Source organism: Streptomyces lydicus, assembly GCF_001729485.1.
GTDB classification, from domain to species: domain Bacteria; phylum Actinomycetota; class Actinomycetes; order Streptomycetales; family Streptomycetaceae; genus Streptomyces; species Streptomyces lydicus_D.
On the sequence record NZ_CP017157.1, the window covers coordinates 1512519 to 1527696 of the forward strand.

Sequence of the window (15178 nt, forward strand, 5' to 3'; positions counted from 1 at the left end):
CGGCCGCGGCAGGTTGCCCGCAACGCACGAACCCCGCCACCGCGGAGGGTGACGGGGTCCGGTGGCGGCCGGGCCGTACGCGGGTCAGCCGGCGGGCGTCAGCCGGATCGGCAGGCCGCGCAGGCCGCTGGTGATGAAACCGTTCGACGGCTCCAACTCCTCGACGGGGACGCCCAGTTGAAGGTCCGGGAAACGGTCGAAGAGGGCCGGCAGGGCGACCCGCGTCTCCATACGGGCCAGGGGAGCGCCCAGGCAGTGGTGGACGCCGTGACCGAAGCTGAGGTGCTCCACGCCGGGACGCCGGACGTTGAACTCGTCCGCGGTGGGGCCGTGCTGGCCGGGGTCGCGGCCGGTCGCGACGAACGACGGCAGGATCGCGTCGCCCTTGCGGATGGTGGGCCCGCCCGGGATCTCGATGTCCTCGACGGCGAAGCGGAGCGGAAGGTTGGCGACGCTGGGGGACCAGCGGAGCGTCTCCTCGATGACGTCGTTCCAGGACGCCTGGCCGGAGAGCACCTGCTTGAACTGCTCCGGGTGCGTGAGCAGGTTGTGCACCGCGTTGCCGATGAGGTTGACGGTGGTCTCGTGCCCGGCGACCAGGACGAGCAGCAGCGTGTCGATCAGCTCCTGCTCGCTCATCTTGTGGCCCTCGTCGTCCCGCGAGGAGACCAGCAGGCTGGTCAGGTCCTCGGCGGGCTGCCGGCGCTTGTGCGCGACCAGGCCGCTCAGCAGCTCCTGGGTGGCCACGAACGTCATCCCGGCCTCTTCCGGGTCGACGCTGGTCATGATGGACTCGGCGAGCCGGGCCAGTTCCGCGCGGGTGTCCTCGCCCGGAATGCCGAACAGCTCGCAGATGACCTGCATGGGCAGCGGGTGCGCGAAGGTCGCGCGCAGGTCGGTGACCTCGCCGGCCGGGACCGCCGCGAGGTCGTCGAGCAGGGCCGCGGTGATGCGCTCGACCGACGGCTGCATGGCCTCGGTGCGGCGGGCGGTGAAGGCCGGCGCGATGAGCTTGCGCAGCCGCCGGTGGTCCTCGCCGTACGCGGTGAACATGTTGTTCACGCCGACCCACGTCTGCAGCCAGCTGTCGTGGTACTCACCGCGCTGCCACGCGGGCCAGTGCTCCCGGGGGTTCTTGGAGACGCGGGGGTCGGTCAGCAGCTTCTTGAGGAGGGCGTGGCTGGTGATCGACCAGGCTTCGGGGCCCTCGGGAATCTGGACGCGGGTGGCGGGCCCTAGCTCACGGAGGCGCTCGGCCTCTCCGTAGATGTCAGATCCGGACGGGTCGAGGGCGACGAGCTGTTGTCCCACGGCGTGGCTCCTGCCTGGTCGGGGGTAATGGGGGTGAAGCGTGCCGGAAGGGCCGCCAGGGCCCGTTGGAACGAGCTGGGACGCCACCGCAACTCGCTCTTGGGGACAGCGAGTTCGATGTCGGACAGCCAGGCGGTGAGACGCTCGATGGCGGTGGTGGCGATCACCAGCGCGTGCCGCGGCACCGGGCAGGCATGCGGACCGGACGCCCAGGTCAGGTGCGCGCCGCTGCCCGATCCGCTGTCCAGCGTGACCTCGCCGAACTGGGTGTTGGCCGCCGCGTAGGAGATCAGCACCAGCTGGCCCTTGCGCACCCAGGTGCCGTGGAAGAACACGTCGCGGCGGGCGTAGTGCGCGGAGTACTGGCCCATCGGCGGGTCGTTCCACATCACTTCGTTGATGGCGTCCTGCACCGTGAGCGCACCGCCGGACAGCGTGCTGTAGTAGCGGTCGTCGGAGAGCATCCGGGACAGCGCGTTGGCGATGAGGTTGGCCAGCGGCTCGTTGCCCGCGGCCATCGTCACGACGATCTGCGCGGCGATCTCCTCGTCGGAGAGGGCGTTGGGGTGGTCCAGGAACCAGGACGTGAGGTCCGGCCCGCGCTCCGCCTTCTTCCGGCCCACGAGTTCCATGATGTACGCCGTGAACGCCGCGTCGGCGCTCGCCGCCTCCTCCGGCGTGGCGCAGTCCATCAGCCCGGTGATCGCCGCGATCAGCTGGTCGCCGTACTCGTCGGGCATGCCGAAGAGGTTGTTGAACATCAGCAGGGGCAGCTGCTGCGCGTAGGCGGGAACGAGGTCGGCCTCGCCGGTCGCGCCGAACCTCTGGATCAGGGTGTCCGCGGTGCGCCGGACCCGGTTCCGCAGTTCCTGCGGGTCGACCAGCCGGAAGCTGTCGGTGATCACCTGGCGGTAGCGCCGGTGCACCTCCCCGTCGTTGAACAGGGCGTTGGGCCGCCAGCCGAGCATCGGCATGACCGCCGTGTCGGGGGGAACCGTCTGCATCCAGGCCCGGGAGTCCTTGGACCAGGTGGTCTCGTCGTTCAGCAGGTCGAGCGCGGCCCGGTAGTCGGTGACCAGCATCGCGGTCACCCCGGCGGCGATCTCCACGGGCGCCAGCGCACCGTACTGCCGCAGATAGGCGTAGTAGCGGTGCGGGTCGGCCGCGAACTCCGGTTCGTACAGCTTGACGAGCGAGTGCTGCTCGCCCTGGTCCAGCGGAGTGCCGCCGGCTGCGGCGGCGTGCTGCGCGGGGGCCTGTGCCGGCCCGGCGGCCGGGCCGCCCTGGGCATGGGCGGGGCAGCCGGGTGGCGGGGCGGCGCCCGGCTCGTACGGGGAAGTCACGAGGTCTGGTTCTCCTGGGGCGTATGGGCGAGAACGTGCCCGACGAGCGCGATCAGCGCGTCGACGGACTGGTCGCGGTCGCGCGCGTCGCACAGCACCAGCGGCGTCTCGGGGTGCAGGTCGAGGGCTTCGCGGAGCTTCTCGGCGTCGTAATGCGGCGCGTCGGGGAAGGTGTTGACCGCGACCGCGTAGCGCAGCCCCGCCTCCTCGATGATGTCCATCACCTCGAAGGAGTCCGCGAGGCGGCGGGTGTCGGCGAGTACGAGCGCGCCCAGCGCGCCGCGCGCGATGTCCTGCCACAGCGGACGGAATCGTTTCTGTCCGGGGGTGCCGAACAGGTACAGCACCAGGTCCCCGGGCAGCGTCAGCCGCCCGAAGTCGATGGCGACGGTGGTCGTGGTCTTCTCCCGCACACCGGCGAGGTCGTCGACGAACGCACCGGACTGCGTCATCACCTCTTCGGTGTGCAGCGGCGGGGTCTCCGAGAGCGCCCGGATGAGCGTGGTCTTCCCGACCCCGAACGGCCCCGCGACCAGGAGCTTGACCAGGGTCTGGTCGGCTCCGGGGAGGTACATGCCGTCGGTGCCGGGACCGTTGCTAGGACTTGAGAGAGCGGAGTCCATCGAGAACCCTCTCCAGGATCTGCCGGTCGAATTGCTCGGCTTCGGGGATGGGGACACGGGCGTGCAGGAGGCCGGCATCGACGAGGTCGGCCACCAGCACCTTCACCACACTGACGGGCAGGTGGAGATGGGCTGCGACCTCGGCCAGAGACAAGGCTCCGGGCTGGAGGAGCTCCAGAATCCGGTGCTCTTCCGGTCGTACCTCACTGGAGATCGGCATCCCCCCGCTGTGCAGCAGCGTGAGCCGGTCAAACGTGTTGCGGCTGGGTTGGGCGCGTCCGCCGGTCGCCAGATAGGCCGGTACGAGGCGCCTGGTGCTCTGGCGCGGGGTCATGCCTTGCTGCCGAGGTCCCGCGCCGGGCTGTTCATGACCTTGTTGCCCAGCGTCGTCACCTGGATCTGCATGTGGTGCGCTACGACTCCCATATTGACCTCCGGTCCGGCGAAGACGGCCAGGCAGGTGTTCTCGCCCGCGGGTATGGCGAAGACCCAGCCCTGTTCGGATTCGATGACGGTCTGGCGCAGCCGGGCGTCGTCCCGTTCGGCGAACGCCGCGGTCACCGCGCGTCCGGCGCCCTGGAGCGCGGACATCATGGCGGCGACACCTTCGGCGGCATCACGCTTCAGGCCGGGCGACGATCCCTCGATGAATCCGTCACCGGAGATCACGGCTGCGTGGATAACATGCGGCAGCTCCAGGAGGGGGGCCAGCACCCAGGACTTGTCCTCGGTGACGCGGCGGCGAGTGGGGCTGTTCATGGCTGGGCGTTCCCTTCGGGACTGCGAGGGGGTTCTGTGTGGGCTGCGGCACGGCCGGATTCGGTGCCCTGCTGGAGCGCGGCCCAGCGAGAGGCCGCCTCCTCCGGGGACCGTTCACGGACCGGGTCGGTGCGCGGCAGGCTCTGCTGCTGCTCCGACACCGGCGTCCGGCGGCGCCTGCGCGGCAGTCCGCCCTCGGCGGGATCCGCCGTGACGTCGGACTGCGCGGGCGTGCCCGTTGCTTGCTCCGGAGCGGCCGGAGCAGGGGTGTGCGGTGTGGGGGTGTGGGGTACGGGGGCGGTGGCTCCGGTCGGGAGTACCGCGGGCCGGTCGGACGCACCGGAACGGTGCGGCAGCGGAGCCATCACGGACATGGGCTGGGTGCTCTCGTCGAGGAGGGTGAGAAGGGGGTCACCCGGGATGTAGACAACGGCCCGCACGCCGCCGTACGGCGACGACTCGATGTGCACCCCGAAGCCGTACTGGCGCACCAGCTGGCCGGCCGCCGCGAAGCCGGACCGCGGCGGGTCACCGAGCTGGGTCAGCAGCAGGTCGTTGTCGCTCGCCAGCAGCTCCATCGCGGCCTTGACCTCGTCCTCGTGCATCCCGACGCCGTAGTCGTCGATGATGACCGAGGCGCCGCGGTTGCCCTGCTGGAGGGTCACGGTGACGGGCAGCTCACGGTGCGAGTGGTGCAGCGCGTTGGCGAGCAGCTCGGTGACGGTGATGGCGATCGGCTCGACCGCACGCGCGACCACCGCGACCGGGTCGCGCAGCTGGTTGCTGACCTGTACGCGCTCGTAGCCGCGCAGCCGCGAGGCGGCGCCGACCACCAGCTCGGCGAGGTAGGAGTCCTCCCGGGTCAGTCCCGGCCAGGCTCCGCACACCACACCGGTGGCCTGGATGCGCCGCAGCGCCTGCTCGTTGAGGAAGTCCGCGTTCAGGAGGTCCTGGGCGACGTTCGGGTCGTCGTAGCGGTGCTGCATCTCCTGGAGGGACGTCTGCAGCCGGTAGAGCAGTGCCTGGATGGTGGTGGTGGCGCCACGGAGGGTGGACTGCGCCGCCGCGTCGACCCGGGCCCGCTCCTTGGTGATGGCCTCGCTGACCTGTTCCAGTACGCCGTTCAGCGCCTGGTCGGTCTCGGTCCCGGTGAACCGGGAGTCCAGCAGACCCCGCACGGGCACGTGCGGGTGGGCGAGGGCGAGGGTGAGGTCGGGGAGCCGGGTCCCGGCCAGGTGCCGGATCTCGGCTTCGGTGGCGCGCAGCCGGGCCGACAGCTCCGTATTGCTGTGGAGCGTGGCGCTGTTCTGTTCCTCAGCGGCGGTCAGACGTGCTCTGAGGGCCTTGCGCTGGCCGCTCGCCCGGATCGAGAGCGCCGCCAGGACCACGGCGGCGGCCGTACCTGCGCTGAGGCACCACAACAGCGCCTCCGGTATGGATGTCATCGAGATCCTCAAGTGGGGTACTGACTGGGTCGGCCGGCCTGCACGGCGTCGTGTTGCCGATCATCACGGGATGCTACCGGGGAGTTGACGTGCCGTGAGGGCCAGATCCCATGGGGTGACTGAGAAGTACGGAAGGTCACCTTCCGCCCGCGTTGACCGGACACTAACGTGATGTGGCCCCGTCATCCAGGTCAGATGGCGGGGCCGGTGTGTGCCTGTTGTGCCGGCACGGTGAAGGTCGGTCAGGCAGTCGTGAACCGCGCGTTCTTGACGGCCCCGATGAAAGCGGACCATGCGGACGCGGGCACGGCGACGACGGGTCCGTCGGCCCCCGCCTTGCTGTCGCGGATGGGGACGAGGCCGGGGAAGTTGTCGGAGACCTCGACGCAGCTTCCGCCGTTTTGGTCGCTGTAGGTGCTCTTGCGCCATGCGGCGGCGCCGGGGAAGTGGTCGGCGACCTCGATGCAGCTTCCGCCGTTGTGGTCGCTGTAGCTGCTCTTGCGCCAGCGGGCGTCGCTCAGGTCGTACTCGCGCATCGTTTGTAGTCCTCTGCCGCCGATTCGATCAGGGCCAGGGACGCCTCCGGTGACAGGGCGGCGGCCCGGATCAAATCGTAGCTCTGCTGAGTACGCTTCACTACGGCCGGTTCGTCCAGCAAATTCCCCGAATACACGCCTTCTGTATAGGCGGTTGGCGGAGCGTCATCGAACTCCATGACCGTCACCATGCGCCCCATGGACGGATATGGGCCAGCCGCAAACGGGAAAATCTGCATCACGATCTTCCGCTCGCGCGCGAGCTGCGTAAGGTGTTCCAATTGCTCAGCCATGACGGTCGGGCCGCCTACCGGTACCCGCAGCACTGCCTCGTGCAGGACCGCCCAATAGGAAGGCCGGTCCTCCCCCTTGAGGATGGTTGCGCGTTCCAGGCGGGCACGAACCAGGCCCTCGATGTACTCGTCCGTTGCGTAAGGGTTCCCCGCCAATGTGACCGCCCGTGCGTAGGCTGCTGTCTGAAGCAATCCGGGCACGCTCATCGACTCGAACTCACAGATCCGCGTAGCCACCCGCTCCAGCTCCGCCACCGCCGCGAAATAGGACGCATACGGCGACGCCTCCAGCAGCTTCCGGCACAGGCGCTCGAAGAAGCCGTCGGTTTCCAGGACCTGGTCGATCTGGATCGCCATGTCCAGCCGCGGCCGGCGCTCCGCCGACTCGAATCTGCTGATCAACGCGTGCGACGCGAAGAGCCGCCGCCCCAGTTCCTCCTGGCTCAGACCGGCGCCCTCCCGCCGGTTCTTGAGTTCGGAGCCCCAGAATTCCCAGCCGACCTGCTGTGACGTGTTGGTCATGAGCCCAGCGTAGTTCCGTAGCGTCACCCTGCGTGTGCGAACGGTGAAGCCGCCCGACCCGCTCCGGGCATGGGCGAGAATGGGCGCCATGAGTCTGTTCCGCGACGACGGCATCGTGCTGCGCACCCAGAAGCTGGGCGAGGCGGACCGGATCATCACGCTGCTCACCCGTACCCACGGCCGGGTGCGGGCCGTGGCGCGCGGCGTACGGCGCACGAAGTCGAAGTTCGGCGCGCGGCTGGAGCCCTTCTCGCACGTCGACGTGCAGTTCTACGCCCGCGGCAGCGAGCTCGTGGGCCGCGGACTTCCCCTGTGCACGCAGAGCGAGACGATCGCCGCGTACGGCGGCGGGATCGTCACCGACTACGCCCGCTACACGGCCGGCACGGCCATGCTGGAGACCGCCGAGCGGTTCACCGACCACGAGGGCGAGCCGGCGGTGCAGCAGTATCTGCTGCTGGTGGGCGGGCTGCGGACGCTGGCCCGCGGCGAGCACGCCCCGCACCTGGTCCTCGACGCCTTCCTGCTGCGTTCGCTCGCCGTCAACGGCTACGCGCCGAGCTTCGACAGCTGTGCGCGGTGCGGGCTGCCCGGCCCGAACCGGTTCTTCTCGGTCGCGTCGGGCGGGGTGGTCTGCGGTGACTGCCGGGTGCCCGGGAGCGTCGTACCCTCCTCGGAGGCGATCGGGCTCCTGAGCGCGCTGCTGACCGGCGACTGGGAGTCCGCGGACGCCTGCGAGGCCCGTCACGCCCGGGAGGGCAGCGGGCTGGTCACGGCGTATCTGCACTGGCACCTGGAGCGGGGGCTGCGCTCCCTCCGGTACGTCGAGCAGTAGCCGTAGGCGTCCGTAGCCGTACGCAGAGCAGCACGCAACGCCACACAACCGAACCACCGAAGCCGACACATAGGAGAAGTGGGCCGCATGGCACGACGCGGGATCCTGGGCCGTAACCGACGCGAGTACGTCACGCCCGAGCCGCACCCCTCCGGCGCGCGGCCGCCGAAGATTCCCGGGGAGCTGGTTCCCAACCATGTGGCCGTGGTCATGGACGGCAACGGCCGGTGGGCCAAGGAGCGCGGACTGCCGCGCACCGAGGGGCACAAGGTCGGCGAGGGCGTCGTCCTGGACGTCCTCAAGGGCTGCATCGAGATGGGCGTGAAGAACCTTTCGCTCTACGCCTTCTCGACGGAGAACTGGAAGCGGTCGCCCGACGAGGTCAAGTTCCTGATGAACTTCAACCGCGATGTGATCCGGCGGCGGCGCGACGAAATGGACGCGCTGGGCATTCGCATCCGGTGGGTCGGGCGGATGCCGAAGCTGTGGAAGTCCGTGGTCCAGGAGCTCCAGATCGCCCAGGAGCAGACCAAGAACAATGACGCGATGACGCTGTACTTCTGCGTGAATTACGGCGGGCGGGCGGAGATCGCCGATGCGGCGGCGGCCATCGCGGCGGACGTACGGGCCGGAAAGCTGGACCCGTCGAAGGTGAACGAGAAGACCGTCGCGAAGTACATGTACTACCCGGACATGCCGGACGTGGACCTCTTCGTCCGGCCGTCCGGGGAGCAGCGGACCTCGAACTACCTGATCTGGCAGAGCGCGTACGCGGAGATGGTGTTCCAGGACATTCTCTGGCCGGACTTCGACCGCCGGAACCTGTGGGACGCGTGCCTGGAGTACGCGAAGCGGGACCGCCGCTTCGGCGCCGCCCCGGAGCCGGACGGACAGTCGGCCAAGTAAGGCGTCCGGAGGCGCCCCCACGCGCCCGCACACGCGGAACGGGCCGCCCCGGTCACCGGGGCGGCCCGTTCCGCGTGCGCTGTGGTCGCTACTGCTTCTCGGCGGCCCGGCCGGCGCAGTCGCCGCAGGTCCCGAAGATCTCGATGGTGTGGGCGACGTCCTGGAAGCCGTGTTCGGTGGCGATCTGGTCGGCCCATTTCTCCACCGCGGGGCCCTCGACCTCGACGGCCTTGCCGCAGGCCCGGCACACGAGGTGGTGGTGGTGATCGTCGGTGCTGCACCGGCGGTAGACGGCCTCGCCGTCGCTGGTGCGCAGCACGTCGACCTCGCCGGCGTCGGCGAGCGACTGCAGCGTGCGGTAGACGGTGGTCAGTCCGACCGAGTCGCCGCGGTGCTTGAGCATGTCGTGCAGCTCCTGCGCACTGCGGAACTCGTCGACCTCGTCGAGTGCGGCGGACACCGCGGTCCGCTGCCGCGTCGACCGGCCGCGAACCGGAGATCCCGCGCTCGTCGCCACCGTTGCCTCCCTAGGACGTCAGGACTTCCCCCTGCGCTGCGTCCCGCCATTGTGCCAGGTGATGACCGGATGCCTGGTGAGACGCTTACCCCTACATCTATCTCCCGGCCGGTCCGGTCCGCCGCCGCTATCCGGCCACGCTCACGTCGTCCGCGGGGGCCCGGCCGCCGGGTACCTCCAGGGTGCACCCGTCCCCGGGCCCGGCGGCAGCCTTGGCGCGCTTTTTCGCGAGCGGCGCGGCGAGCGCGGTGAAGGCCACGAACAGGGCGATGGCGAAGAGCACGATCGTCGCGCCGGACGGGACGTCCACGTAGTACGAGGTGGCCGTGCCCGTGAGGGTGACCACGACTCCGATGGCGACGGCCACCGCGAAGGTGACCGCGAAGCTGCGGCTGATCTGCTGGGCGGCCGCGACCGGGATCACCATCAGGGCGCTGACCAGCAGCAGTCCGACGACGCGCATGGCGACGGTGACGGTGACCGCGGCGGTGACCGCGACCAGGAGGTTGAGCAGCCGCACCGGCAGTCCGGTCACCCGGGCGAACTCCTCGTCCTGGCAGACCGCGAAGAGCTGGCGGCGCAGGCCCACCGTGATCGCCAGGACCAGGGCGGCGAGCACGTAGATCGTCGTCATGTCCTGCGGCGAGACGGTGGTGATCGAGCCGAAGAGGTAGGTGCCGAGGTTGGCGTTGGAGCCGGCGTCGGAGAGGTTCATCAGCATCACGCCGCCCGCCATGCCGCCGTAGAACAGCATGGCCAGCGCGAGATCGCCGCGGGTCTTGCCGTACCAGCGGATCAGCTCCATGACGACGGAGCCGGCGATGGCGACGGCGGTGGCGACCCAGACGGGGCTGGTGTTGAGCAGGAAGCCGAGGCCGACGCCGGTGAGGGCGACATGGCCGATGCCGTCGCCCATCAGGGCTTGGCGGCGCTGGACGAGGTAGATGCCGATGGCGGGGGCGGTGATGCCGACGATCAGGGCGGCGATCAGGGCCCGCTGCATGAAGGCGTAGGTGAGGATTTCCATGGGTCGCGCAGCCCCTAGCTCAGCAGGCCGGTGCGGAGCGGCTCCGCGGCGGCGTCGGCGTGCGGGTGGACGTGGTCGTGGCCGGGCAGGGCGTGCTGGCCCACGGCCTCGGGGGGCGGGCCGTCGTGGACGACGCAGCCGTCGCGCAGCACCACCGCGCGGTCGATCAGCGGCTCCAGCGGGCCCAGTTCGTGCAGCACCAGCAGCACGGTGGTGCCCCGGGCGACCTGTTCGCGCAGCGCGGCGGCGAGCACTTCCTGGCTGGCCAGGTCGACGCCGGCCATCGGCTCGTCCATGATCAGCAGGTCCGGTTCGCCGGCCAGCGCGCGGGCTATGAGTACGCGCTGGTGCTGCCCGCCGGACAGCGCGTTGACGGAGTCCTTGGCGCGGTCGGCCATCCCGACCAGTTCCAGCGCGTGGTGCACGGCGGTCCGGTCGGTCCTGCGCAGGATGCCCAGCTTCGTACGGGCCAGCCGGCCGGAGGTGACGACCTCGCGGACGGTGGCGGGGACGCCGCCGGCCGCGGTGGTGCGCTGCGGGACGTAGCCGATGCGGGCCCAGTCCTTGAAGCGGCGGAACTCCGTGCCGAAGAGCGAGAGCGTGCCGCCGGTGAGCGGGACCTGGCCGATCACCGACCGTACGGCGGTGGACTTGCCCGATCCGTTGGCGCCCAGCAGCGCGACCACCTCGCCGCTGTGCACGGTGAGGTCGACGCCGCGCAGCACGGGGCGGGCGCCCAGGGCGGCGGTGGCGGCGCGCAGGTCGATGACCGGCTGGTTCATGGGGACCTCCGTTGCGTGCTGCGGGTGTGCGATGTCCGTCATTCGGTGCCGAGCGCCTTCTGCAGCGCGGCGAGGTTGGCGCGCTGCACGCCGAAGTAGTCCTTGCCGCGCGAGGTGCCGGTGATCCCCTCCAGGGGGTCGAGCACGTCGGTCTTCAGGTGCAGGTCGCCGGCCAGGGTCCTGGCGGTGGCCGGGTTGGCGATCGTCTCGAAGAAGACCGTGGAGACGTGGTGCCCGGCGGCGAGGTCGTGCAGGTCCTTGATGCGGTGGGCGCTGGGCTCGGCCTCGGGGTCGAGGCCGCTGATGGCCTCCTCGGTCAGGCCGTAGCGCTCGGCGAGGTAGCCGAAGGCGGCGTGCGTGGTGAGGAAGGTGTCCGAGGAGCGCTTCCGCAGCCCGTCCCGGAACTCCTTGTCCAGGCCGTTCAGCTTCTTGACCAGGGTGTCGGTGTTCTTCCGGTACTCGGCCCGGTGGCCCGGGTCGGCCTGCGCGAGGGTCTTGCCGACGCCCCGGGCGACCTCGGCGTACCGCACCGGGTCGAGCCAGACGTGCGGGTCCTTGCCGCCCTCGGACTCCGAGTGAGAGTGGTTGTCGCCGGTGGTGTGGTGGTGCCCGTCGACCTCGGTGCCGTGCTTCTCCAGGGTGGTGAGGGCGGCCGCGTCGGCGACGTGCTTGACGCCGGACTGGGCGACCGCGTTGTCCACGGCGGGCTGCAGGCCCTTGAGGTAGACGACCGCGCCGGACTCCCCGAGCTGGGCGGTCTGCTTCGGCGTGAGCTCCAGGTCGTGCGGCTCGACGCCGGGCTTGGTGAGGTCGGTCACCTCGACGTGCTTCCCGCCGATCTGCTCGGCGAGGAATTCCATGGGATAGAAGGACGCTGTCACCCTCAGCTTGCCGTCCTCCGTGCGCCCGTTACTGGTGGGGGCGCAGGCGGAGAGGGCCACGAGGCCGAGCACCGCGGCTCCGGCGACGGCCGCGGTGGTGAGATGACGGCGTATGTTCATGACACTCATTTTCAACAAACCTGGAAACGATTGTCAATAAACCTCGGGCCGGTGTGAGCGGGCCGACAGCGGCCCGGAATCGATTTGGTCCGGGGGGCACGCCCGCCGGTACCCTGAACTATTCGCTCATCCGCCTCTCGACCACCACCCCCCGTCGAGGTGTGAGGGCGCTGCCATCCATCGTTCGTCGTCGTAATGAAGAGAGCACCGTGGCCGCCGACAAGATCGATACCATCGTCAGCCTGAGCAAGCGCCGTGGCTTCGTATACCCCTGCAGTGAGATCTACGGCGGCTCTCGGGCTGCCTGGGATTACGGCCCGCTGGGTGTCGAGCTCAAGGAGAACATCAAGCGTCAGTGGTGGCGTGCCATGGTCACCTCGCGCGAGGACGTCGTGGGCATCGACTCGTCGGTGATCCTGGCTCCCGAGGTGTGGCAGGCGTCCGGCCACGTCGCCACCTTCACCGACCCGCTCACCGAGTGCACCTCCTGCCACAAGCGCTTCCGCGCCGACCACCTGGAAGAGGCGTACGAGGCCAAGCACGGCAAGCTGCCCGAGAACGGCCTCGCCGACGTCAACTGCCCGCACTGCGGCAACAAGGGCGGCTTCACCGAGCCCAAGCAGTTCTCCGGCCTGCTCTCCACCCACCTCGGCCCCTCGCAGGACACCGCCTCGGTCGCCTACCTGCGCCCCGAGACCGCGCAGGGCATCTTCACCAACTTCGCCCAGGTCCAGCAGACCTCGCGCAAGAAGCCGCCGTTCGGCATCGCGCAGATGGGCAAGTCCTTCCGGAACGAGATCACTCCGGGCAACTTCATCTTCCGGACCCGCGAGTTCGAGCAGATGGAGATGGAGTTCTTCGTCAAGCCGGGCGAGGACGAGCAGTGGCAGGAGTACTGGATGGAGCAGCGGTGGAACTGGTACCGCGACCTCGGCATCCGCGAGGAGAACATCCGCTGGTACGAGCACCCCGCCGAGAAGCTCTCGCACTACTCCAAGCGCACCGCTGACATCGAGTACCGCTTCAACTTCGGCGGCACCGAGTTCTCCGAGCTGGAGGGCGTGGCCAACCGCACCGACTACGACCTGTCCGCGCACTCCAAGGCGTCCGGCCAGGACCTGTCGTACTTCGACCAGGAGGCCGGCGAGCGCTGGACTCCGTACGTCATCGAGCCGGCGGCCGGTGTGAACCGCGCGATGCTCGCCTTCATGCTCGACGCCTACATCGAGGACGAGGCGCCGAACGCCAAGGGCAAGATGGAGAAGCGCACGGTCATGCGCCTCGACCCGCGCCTGGCGCCGGTCAAGGTCGCGGTGCTGCCGCTGTCCCGCAACCCGCAGCTGTCCCCGAAGGCCAAGGGCCTCGCGGACGACCTGCGCAAGAACTGGAACATCGAGTTCGACGACGCGGGCGCCATCGGCCGCCGCTACCGCCGCCAGGACGAGATCGGCACGCCGTTCTGCGTCACCGTCGACTTCGACACCCTCGACGACAACGCGGTCACCGTGCGCGAGCGCGACACGATGAAGCAGGAGCGGGTGTCGCTGGACCAGATCCAGGCGTACCTGGGTGGACGTCTGCTGGGCTGCTGACGACGTCGCGTCCGAGCCGGCTGACACCGCGGCCGGGTCGCTGCTGAGGCAGTGACCACGCCGCTGACGCCACGGGCGGACAGCAGAGTGGTGCCGGGTCCCTTGGAGGGCCCGGCACCACTTGTTTTCCGGGTAGGCCCGGAGCCGCTGCTTTTTCGGGTAGGCCCGGAGTCGCTGCTTTTTCGGGTGGGCCCGGCACGGCTGTTTCTCGGCAGGGGCCGGCGCCGCTGTTTCCTGGCAAGGCCCGGAGTCGCTGCTTTTTCGGGAATACCCCCTCCGGCGCGGCGCGTTGTGGCCCCGAAGGGGGGCCGCGCCACCCCTACGGGTTCTGTTCGGCCGAGCCCTAGGTGCGCGGGGGTGATGGTCCAGGTGCCGCCCCCGACCGCCGCTTCGTCGAGAAAAAAGCCTCCTATGATCGGCTGATAGCTTCTCGTCATGTTCTTCCCGATCGCTCTCCTTATCGGCGTTCTGGGCGGTGTTGCCCTTTGTGCGGTCACCACCCGACGCGGAAGTCCTCGGCAGATGTCGCAGCGGGTGGCCCTCGGGCTGCTGTGGTTCTGGGCAGCCTGCGTCGTCTACGCCACCTTCGGAACCCCCTCCGGCGGCGGCCAGGCTCTCAATCTGAAGCCACTGGACCTGACCAATGCGGCGGACATCAAGGACGCCGTGCTGAACGTGCTCCTGTTCGCCCCCGCCGGCGTCCTGCTGGCCCTGCTCCCGGTGCGCTGGTACCAGGCCACCCTCTTCGGATTCCTCGGCTCCCTCGCCATCGAGGTCACCCAGTACGTGACCCGATCAGGACGCAGCGCCGACATCAACGACCTCACCAACAACACCCTCGGTGCACTGATCGGCTTCTCCTGCACCGCCGCAGTTCTCGCCCTCGCCAGACGTGGCTCTCGCGTCCGTGGCGCCACAGTTGACTGCTGACTAGGCCCCGTTCTCCCGAAGCTGCCACGAAGGGACACGTAGCTCAGGGTGTCGATAGGACCTCGGCCTCGGTGCGGGGGGCGGGGGGTCGGGAACCGTGCCGTCGGCGTGGAGGGCAACGAAGGCGGCGTGGGCTTGCTCGACCGCCTCGGGGGACGTCTCGCGCTCGGCGTGCTCGGCGAGCGCTCTGTTCGGCCGAGTCTCAGGTGCCCGAACCCGTACCGACGTCCCACCCCGCACCCTGGGTGGTCCGCGCCCGGTGTGTCGAGCGGGCCGCCAGCGTGGCGCACAGGGCCGCCAGGGGGAGTTCCGCCGCTACGGCCATGGCGACGGCGGTGGCGAACTCCGCGCCGGGGGCGGCGGTGGCGAGATCGATGCAGGCGTCGGCGAGCAGCAGGACCGCCGCGGCCGCCGCGGGGGCCCGGTGGCGCGGGTCGGCGCGCAGCAGACGGGTGCCGGCGGCGAGGAGGGCGGCCGCCTCCAGGGCGTCGAGGATGACCCAGGCCGCGGCCTCGGCGGGCGGCAGGGTGCCGGCGAGGTAGCCGAGCCAGGGCAGCAGGGCCAGGCCGGCGCCGGTGAGGACACGGGCCTGCCGGCGGCGGGCCGTGCCGAGGTGTACCGGCCCGCGGTGGGCCCCGCTGCTCTTCGTCGCGCAACGGCCGTTCCCGGCAGGGGAGTTGAAGGCGATCAGGGCCATGGGGAGGTCTCTTCCGGTGTCACGAACCCGGCCGTCGGGCTCCTGATCAAGACTCCGGT

17 protein-coding genes are annotated in these 15178 nt (G+C 70.0%); 4 read left to right on the forward strand and 13 right to left on the reverse strand.

Going from position 1 to position 15178, the window contains the following annotated elements; all coding sequences use genetic code 11:
- Window positions 1-84 precede the first annotated feature (84 nt).
- From SL103_RS06415 to SL103_RS06450, 8 genes are all read right to left on the reverse strand, one after another.
- Window positions 85-1311 (reverse strand): cytochrome P450 family protein, encoded by a 1227-nt coding sequence (locus SL103_RS06415; RefSeq protein ID WP_069567787.1) that lies wholly within the window; start codon window positions 1309-1311, stop codon window positions 85-87.
- Window positions 1236-2654, reverse strand: coding sequence for a cytochrome P450 (locus tag SL103_RS06420; RefSeq protein ID WP_069567788.1), 1419 nt, complete (start codon window positions 2652-2654; stop codon window positions 1236-1238). Before SL103_RS06420 ends, SL103_RS06415 begins: the two co-directional genes overlap by 76 nt.
- A complete protein-coding gene (locus tag SL103_RS06425; protein ID WP_079145594.1) occupies window positions 2651-3229 on the reverse strand; it encodes a GTP-binding protein in 579 nt (192 codons plus the stop codon). Before SL103_RS06425 ends, SL103_RS06420 begins: the two co-directional genes overlap by 4 nt.
- A 22-nt stretch (window positions 3230-3251) precedes the next feature.
- On the reverse strand, window positions 3252-3611 hold the full coding sequence (locus tag SL103_RS06430; protein ID WP_069567790.1) for a DUF742 domain-containing protein: 360 nt from the start codon (window positions 3609-3611) through the stop codon (window positions 3252-3254).
- Window positions 3608-4036 (reverse strand): roadblock/LC7 domain-containing protein, encoded by a 429-nt coding sequence (locus SL103_RS06435; RefSeq protein WP_069567791.1) that lies wholly within the window; start codon window positions 4034-4036, stop codon window positions 3608-3610. Before SL103_RS06435 ends, SL103_RS06430 begins: the two co-directional genes overlap by 4 nt.
- Window positions 4033-5481 carry an ATP-binding protein gene (locus SL103_RS06440; protein ID WP_069567792.1) on the reverse strand — a complete coding sequence of 483 codons (1449 nt, stop codon included), beginning with the start codon at window positions 5479-5481 and terminating at the stop codon, window positions 4033-4035. The genes SL103_RS06435 and SL103_RS06440 overlap by 4 nt, the downstream gene beginning before the upstream one ends.
- Window positions 5482-5723: 242 nt before the next feature.
- Entirely contained in the window at window positions 5724-6017 is a 294-nt protein-coding gene (locus SL103_RS06445) for a DUF397 domain-containing protein (RefSeq protein WP_069567793.1), read from the reverse strand.
- Window positions 5999-6832 (reverse strand): helix-turn-helix domain-containing protein, encoded by an 834-nt coding sequence (locus SL103_RS06450; RefSeq protein WP_069573470.1) that lies wholly within the window; start codon window positions 6830-6832, stop codon window positions 5999-6001. The genes SL103_RS06445 and SL103_RS06450 overlap by 19 nt, the downstream gene beginning before the upstream one ends.
- An 88-nt stretch (window positions 6833-6920) precedes the next feature.
- Here SL103_RS06450 and recO point away from each other — a divergent pair, with 88 nt between their 5' ends.
- Window positions 6921-7667: a DNA repair protein RecO gene (recO, locus tag SL103_RS06455; RefSeq protein ID WP_069573471.1), complete on the forward strand. Its 747-nt coding sequence runs from the start codon at window positions 6921-6923 to the stop codon at window positions 7665-7667.
- An 87-nt stretch (window positions 7668-7754) separates the two neighbouring features.
- A complete protein-coding gene (locus SL103_RS06460; RefSeq protein WP_069567794.1) occupies window positions 7755-8573 on the forward strand; it encodes an isoprenyl transferase in 819 nt (272 codons plus the stop codon).
- 88 nt (window positions 8574-8661) lie between these two features.
- Here SL103_RS06460 and SL103_RS06465 read toward each other — a convergent pair whose 3' ends face one another.
- The 4 genes from SL103_RS06465 to SL103_RS06480 all read right to left on the reverse strand — a co-directional run bounded on the left by SL103_RS06465 (window position 8662) and on the right by SL103_RS06480 (window position 11900).
- Window positions 8662-9090 carry a Fur family transcriptional regulator gene (locus SL103_RS06465; RefSeq protein ID WP_033265605.1) on the reverse strand — a complete coding sequence of 143 codons (429 nt, stop codon included), beginning with the start codon at window positions 9088-9090 and terminating at the stop codon, window positions 8662-8664.
- 127 nt (window positions 9091-9217) lie between these two features.
- Entirely contained in the window at window positions 9218-10117 is a 900-nt protein-coding gene (locus tag SL103_RS06470) for a metal ABC transporter permease (RefSeq protein ID WP_069567795.1), read from the reverse strand.
- A 14-nt stretch (window positions 10118-10131) separates the two neighbouring features.
- A complete protein-coding gene (locus SL103_RS06475; protein ID WP_099055387.1) occupies window positions 10132-10899 on the reverse strand; it encodes a metal ABC transporter ATP-binding protein in 768 nt (255 codons plus the stop codon).
- Between the two features lie 38 nt (window positions 10900-10937).
- On the reverse strand, window positions 10938-11900 hold the full coding sequence (locus SL103_RS06480) for a metal ABC transporter substrate-binding protein (protein WP_069567797.1): 963 nt from the start codon (window positions 11898-11900) through the stop codon (window positions 10938-10940).
- A gap of 209 nt (window positions 11901-12109) precedes the next feature.
- On the opposite strand from SL103_RS06480, the gene SL103_RS06485 reads away from it, so the two are divergent.
- Both SL103_RS06485 and SL103_RS06490 read left to right on the forward strand, forming a co-directional pair.
- Window positions 12110-13492: a glycine--tRNA ligase gene (locus SL103_RS06485; RefSeq protein ID WP_069567798.1), complete on the forward strand. Its 1383-nt coding sequence runs from the start codon at window positions 12110-12112 to the stop codon at window positions 13490-13492.
- Window positions 13493-14014: 522 nt separating this feature from the next.
- A complete protein-coding gene (locus SL103_RS06490; RefSeq protein ID WP_244303853.1) occupies window positions 14015-14422 on the forward strand; it encodes a VanZ family protein in 408 nt (135 codons plus the stop codon).
- 202 nt (window positions 14423-14624) lie between these two features.
- Here the strand turns inward: SL103_RS06490 and SL103_RS06495 are convergent, their stop codons facing one another.
- Window positions 14625-15119 carry a hypothetical protein gene (locus SL103_RS06495; protein ID WP_069567800.1) on the reverse strand — a complete coding sequence of 165 codons (495 nt, stop codon included), beginning with the start codon at window positions 15117-15119 and terminating at the stop codon, window positions 14625-14627.
- Window positions 15120-15178 lie beyond the last annotated feature (59 nt).

What these genes read in the sequence shown, in the direction of transcription:
- SL103_RS06470 (WP_069567795.1), bottom strand. Translation starts at nt 10,117, where the DNA reads ATGGAAATCCTCACCTACGCCTTCATGCAGCGGGCCCTGATCGCCGCC.
- SL103_RS06425 (WP_079145594.1), bottom strand. Translation starts at nt 3,229, where the DNA reads ATGTACCTCCCCGGAGCCGACCAGACCCTGGTCAAGCTCCTGGTCGCG.
- SL103_RS06435 (WP_069567791.1), bottom strand. Translation starts at nt 4,036, where the DNA reads ATGAACAGCCCCACTCGCCGCCGCGTCACCGAGGACAAGTCCTGGGTG.
- SL103_RS06445 (WP_069567793.1), bottom strand. Translation starts at nt 6,017, where the DNA reads ATGCGCGAGTACGACCTGAGCGACGCCCGCTGGCGCAAGAGCAGCTAC.
- SL103_RS06430 (WP_069567790.1), bottom strand. Translation starts at nt 3,611, where the DNA reads ATGACCCCGCGCCAGAGCACCAGGCGCCTCGTACCGGCCTATCTGGCG.
- SL103_RS06450 (WP_069573470.1), bottom strand. Translation starts at nt 6,832, where the DNA reads ATGACCAACACGTCACAGCAGGTCGGCTGGGAATTCTGGGGCTCCGAA.
- SL103_RS06480 (WP_069567797.1), bottom strand. Translation starts at nt 11,900, where the DNA reads ATGAACATACGCCGTCATCTCACCACCGCGGCCGTCGCCGGAGCCGCG.
- recO (WP_069573471.1), top strand. Translation starts at nt 6,921, where the DNA reads ATGAGTCTGTTCCGCGACGACGGCATCGTGCTGCGCACCCAGAAGCTG.
- SL103_RS06440 (WP_069567792.1), bottom strand. Translation starts at nt 5,481, where the DNA reads ATGACATCCATACCGGAGGCGCTGTTGTGGTGCCTCAGCGCAGGTACG.
- SL103_RS06495 (WP_069567800.1), bottom strand. Translation starts at nt 15,119, where the DNA reads ATGGCCCTGATCGCCTTCAACTCCCCTGCCGGGAACGGCCGTTGCGCG.
- SL103_RS06490 (WP_244303853.1), top strand. Translation starts at nt 14,015, where the DNA reads ATGTCGCAGCGGGTGGCCCTCGGGCTGCTGTGGTTCTGGGCAGCCTGC.
- SL103_RS06475 (WP_099055387.1), bottom strand. Translation starts at nt 10,899, where the DNA reads ATGAACCAGCCGGTCATCGACCTGCGCGCCGCCACCGCCGCCCTGGGC.
- SL103_RS06460 (WP_069567794.1), top strand. Translation starts at nt 7,755, where the DNA reads ATGGCACGACGCGGGATCCTGGGCCGTAACCGACGCGAGTACGTCACG.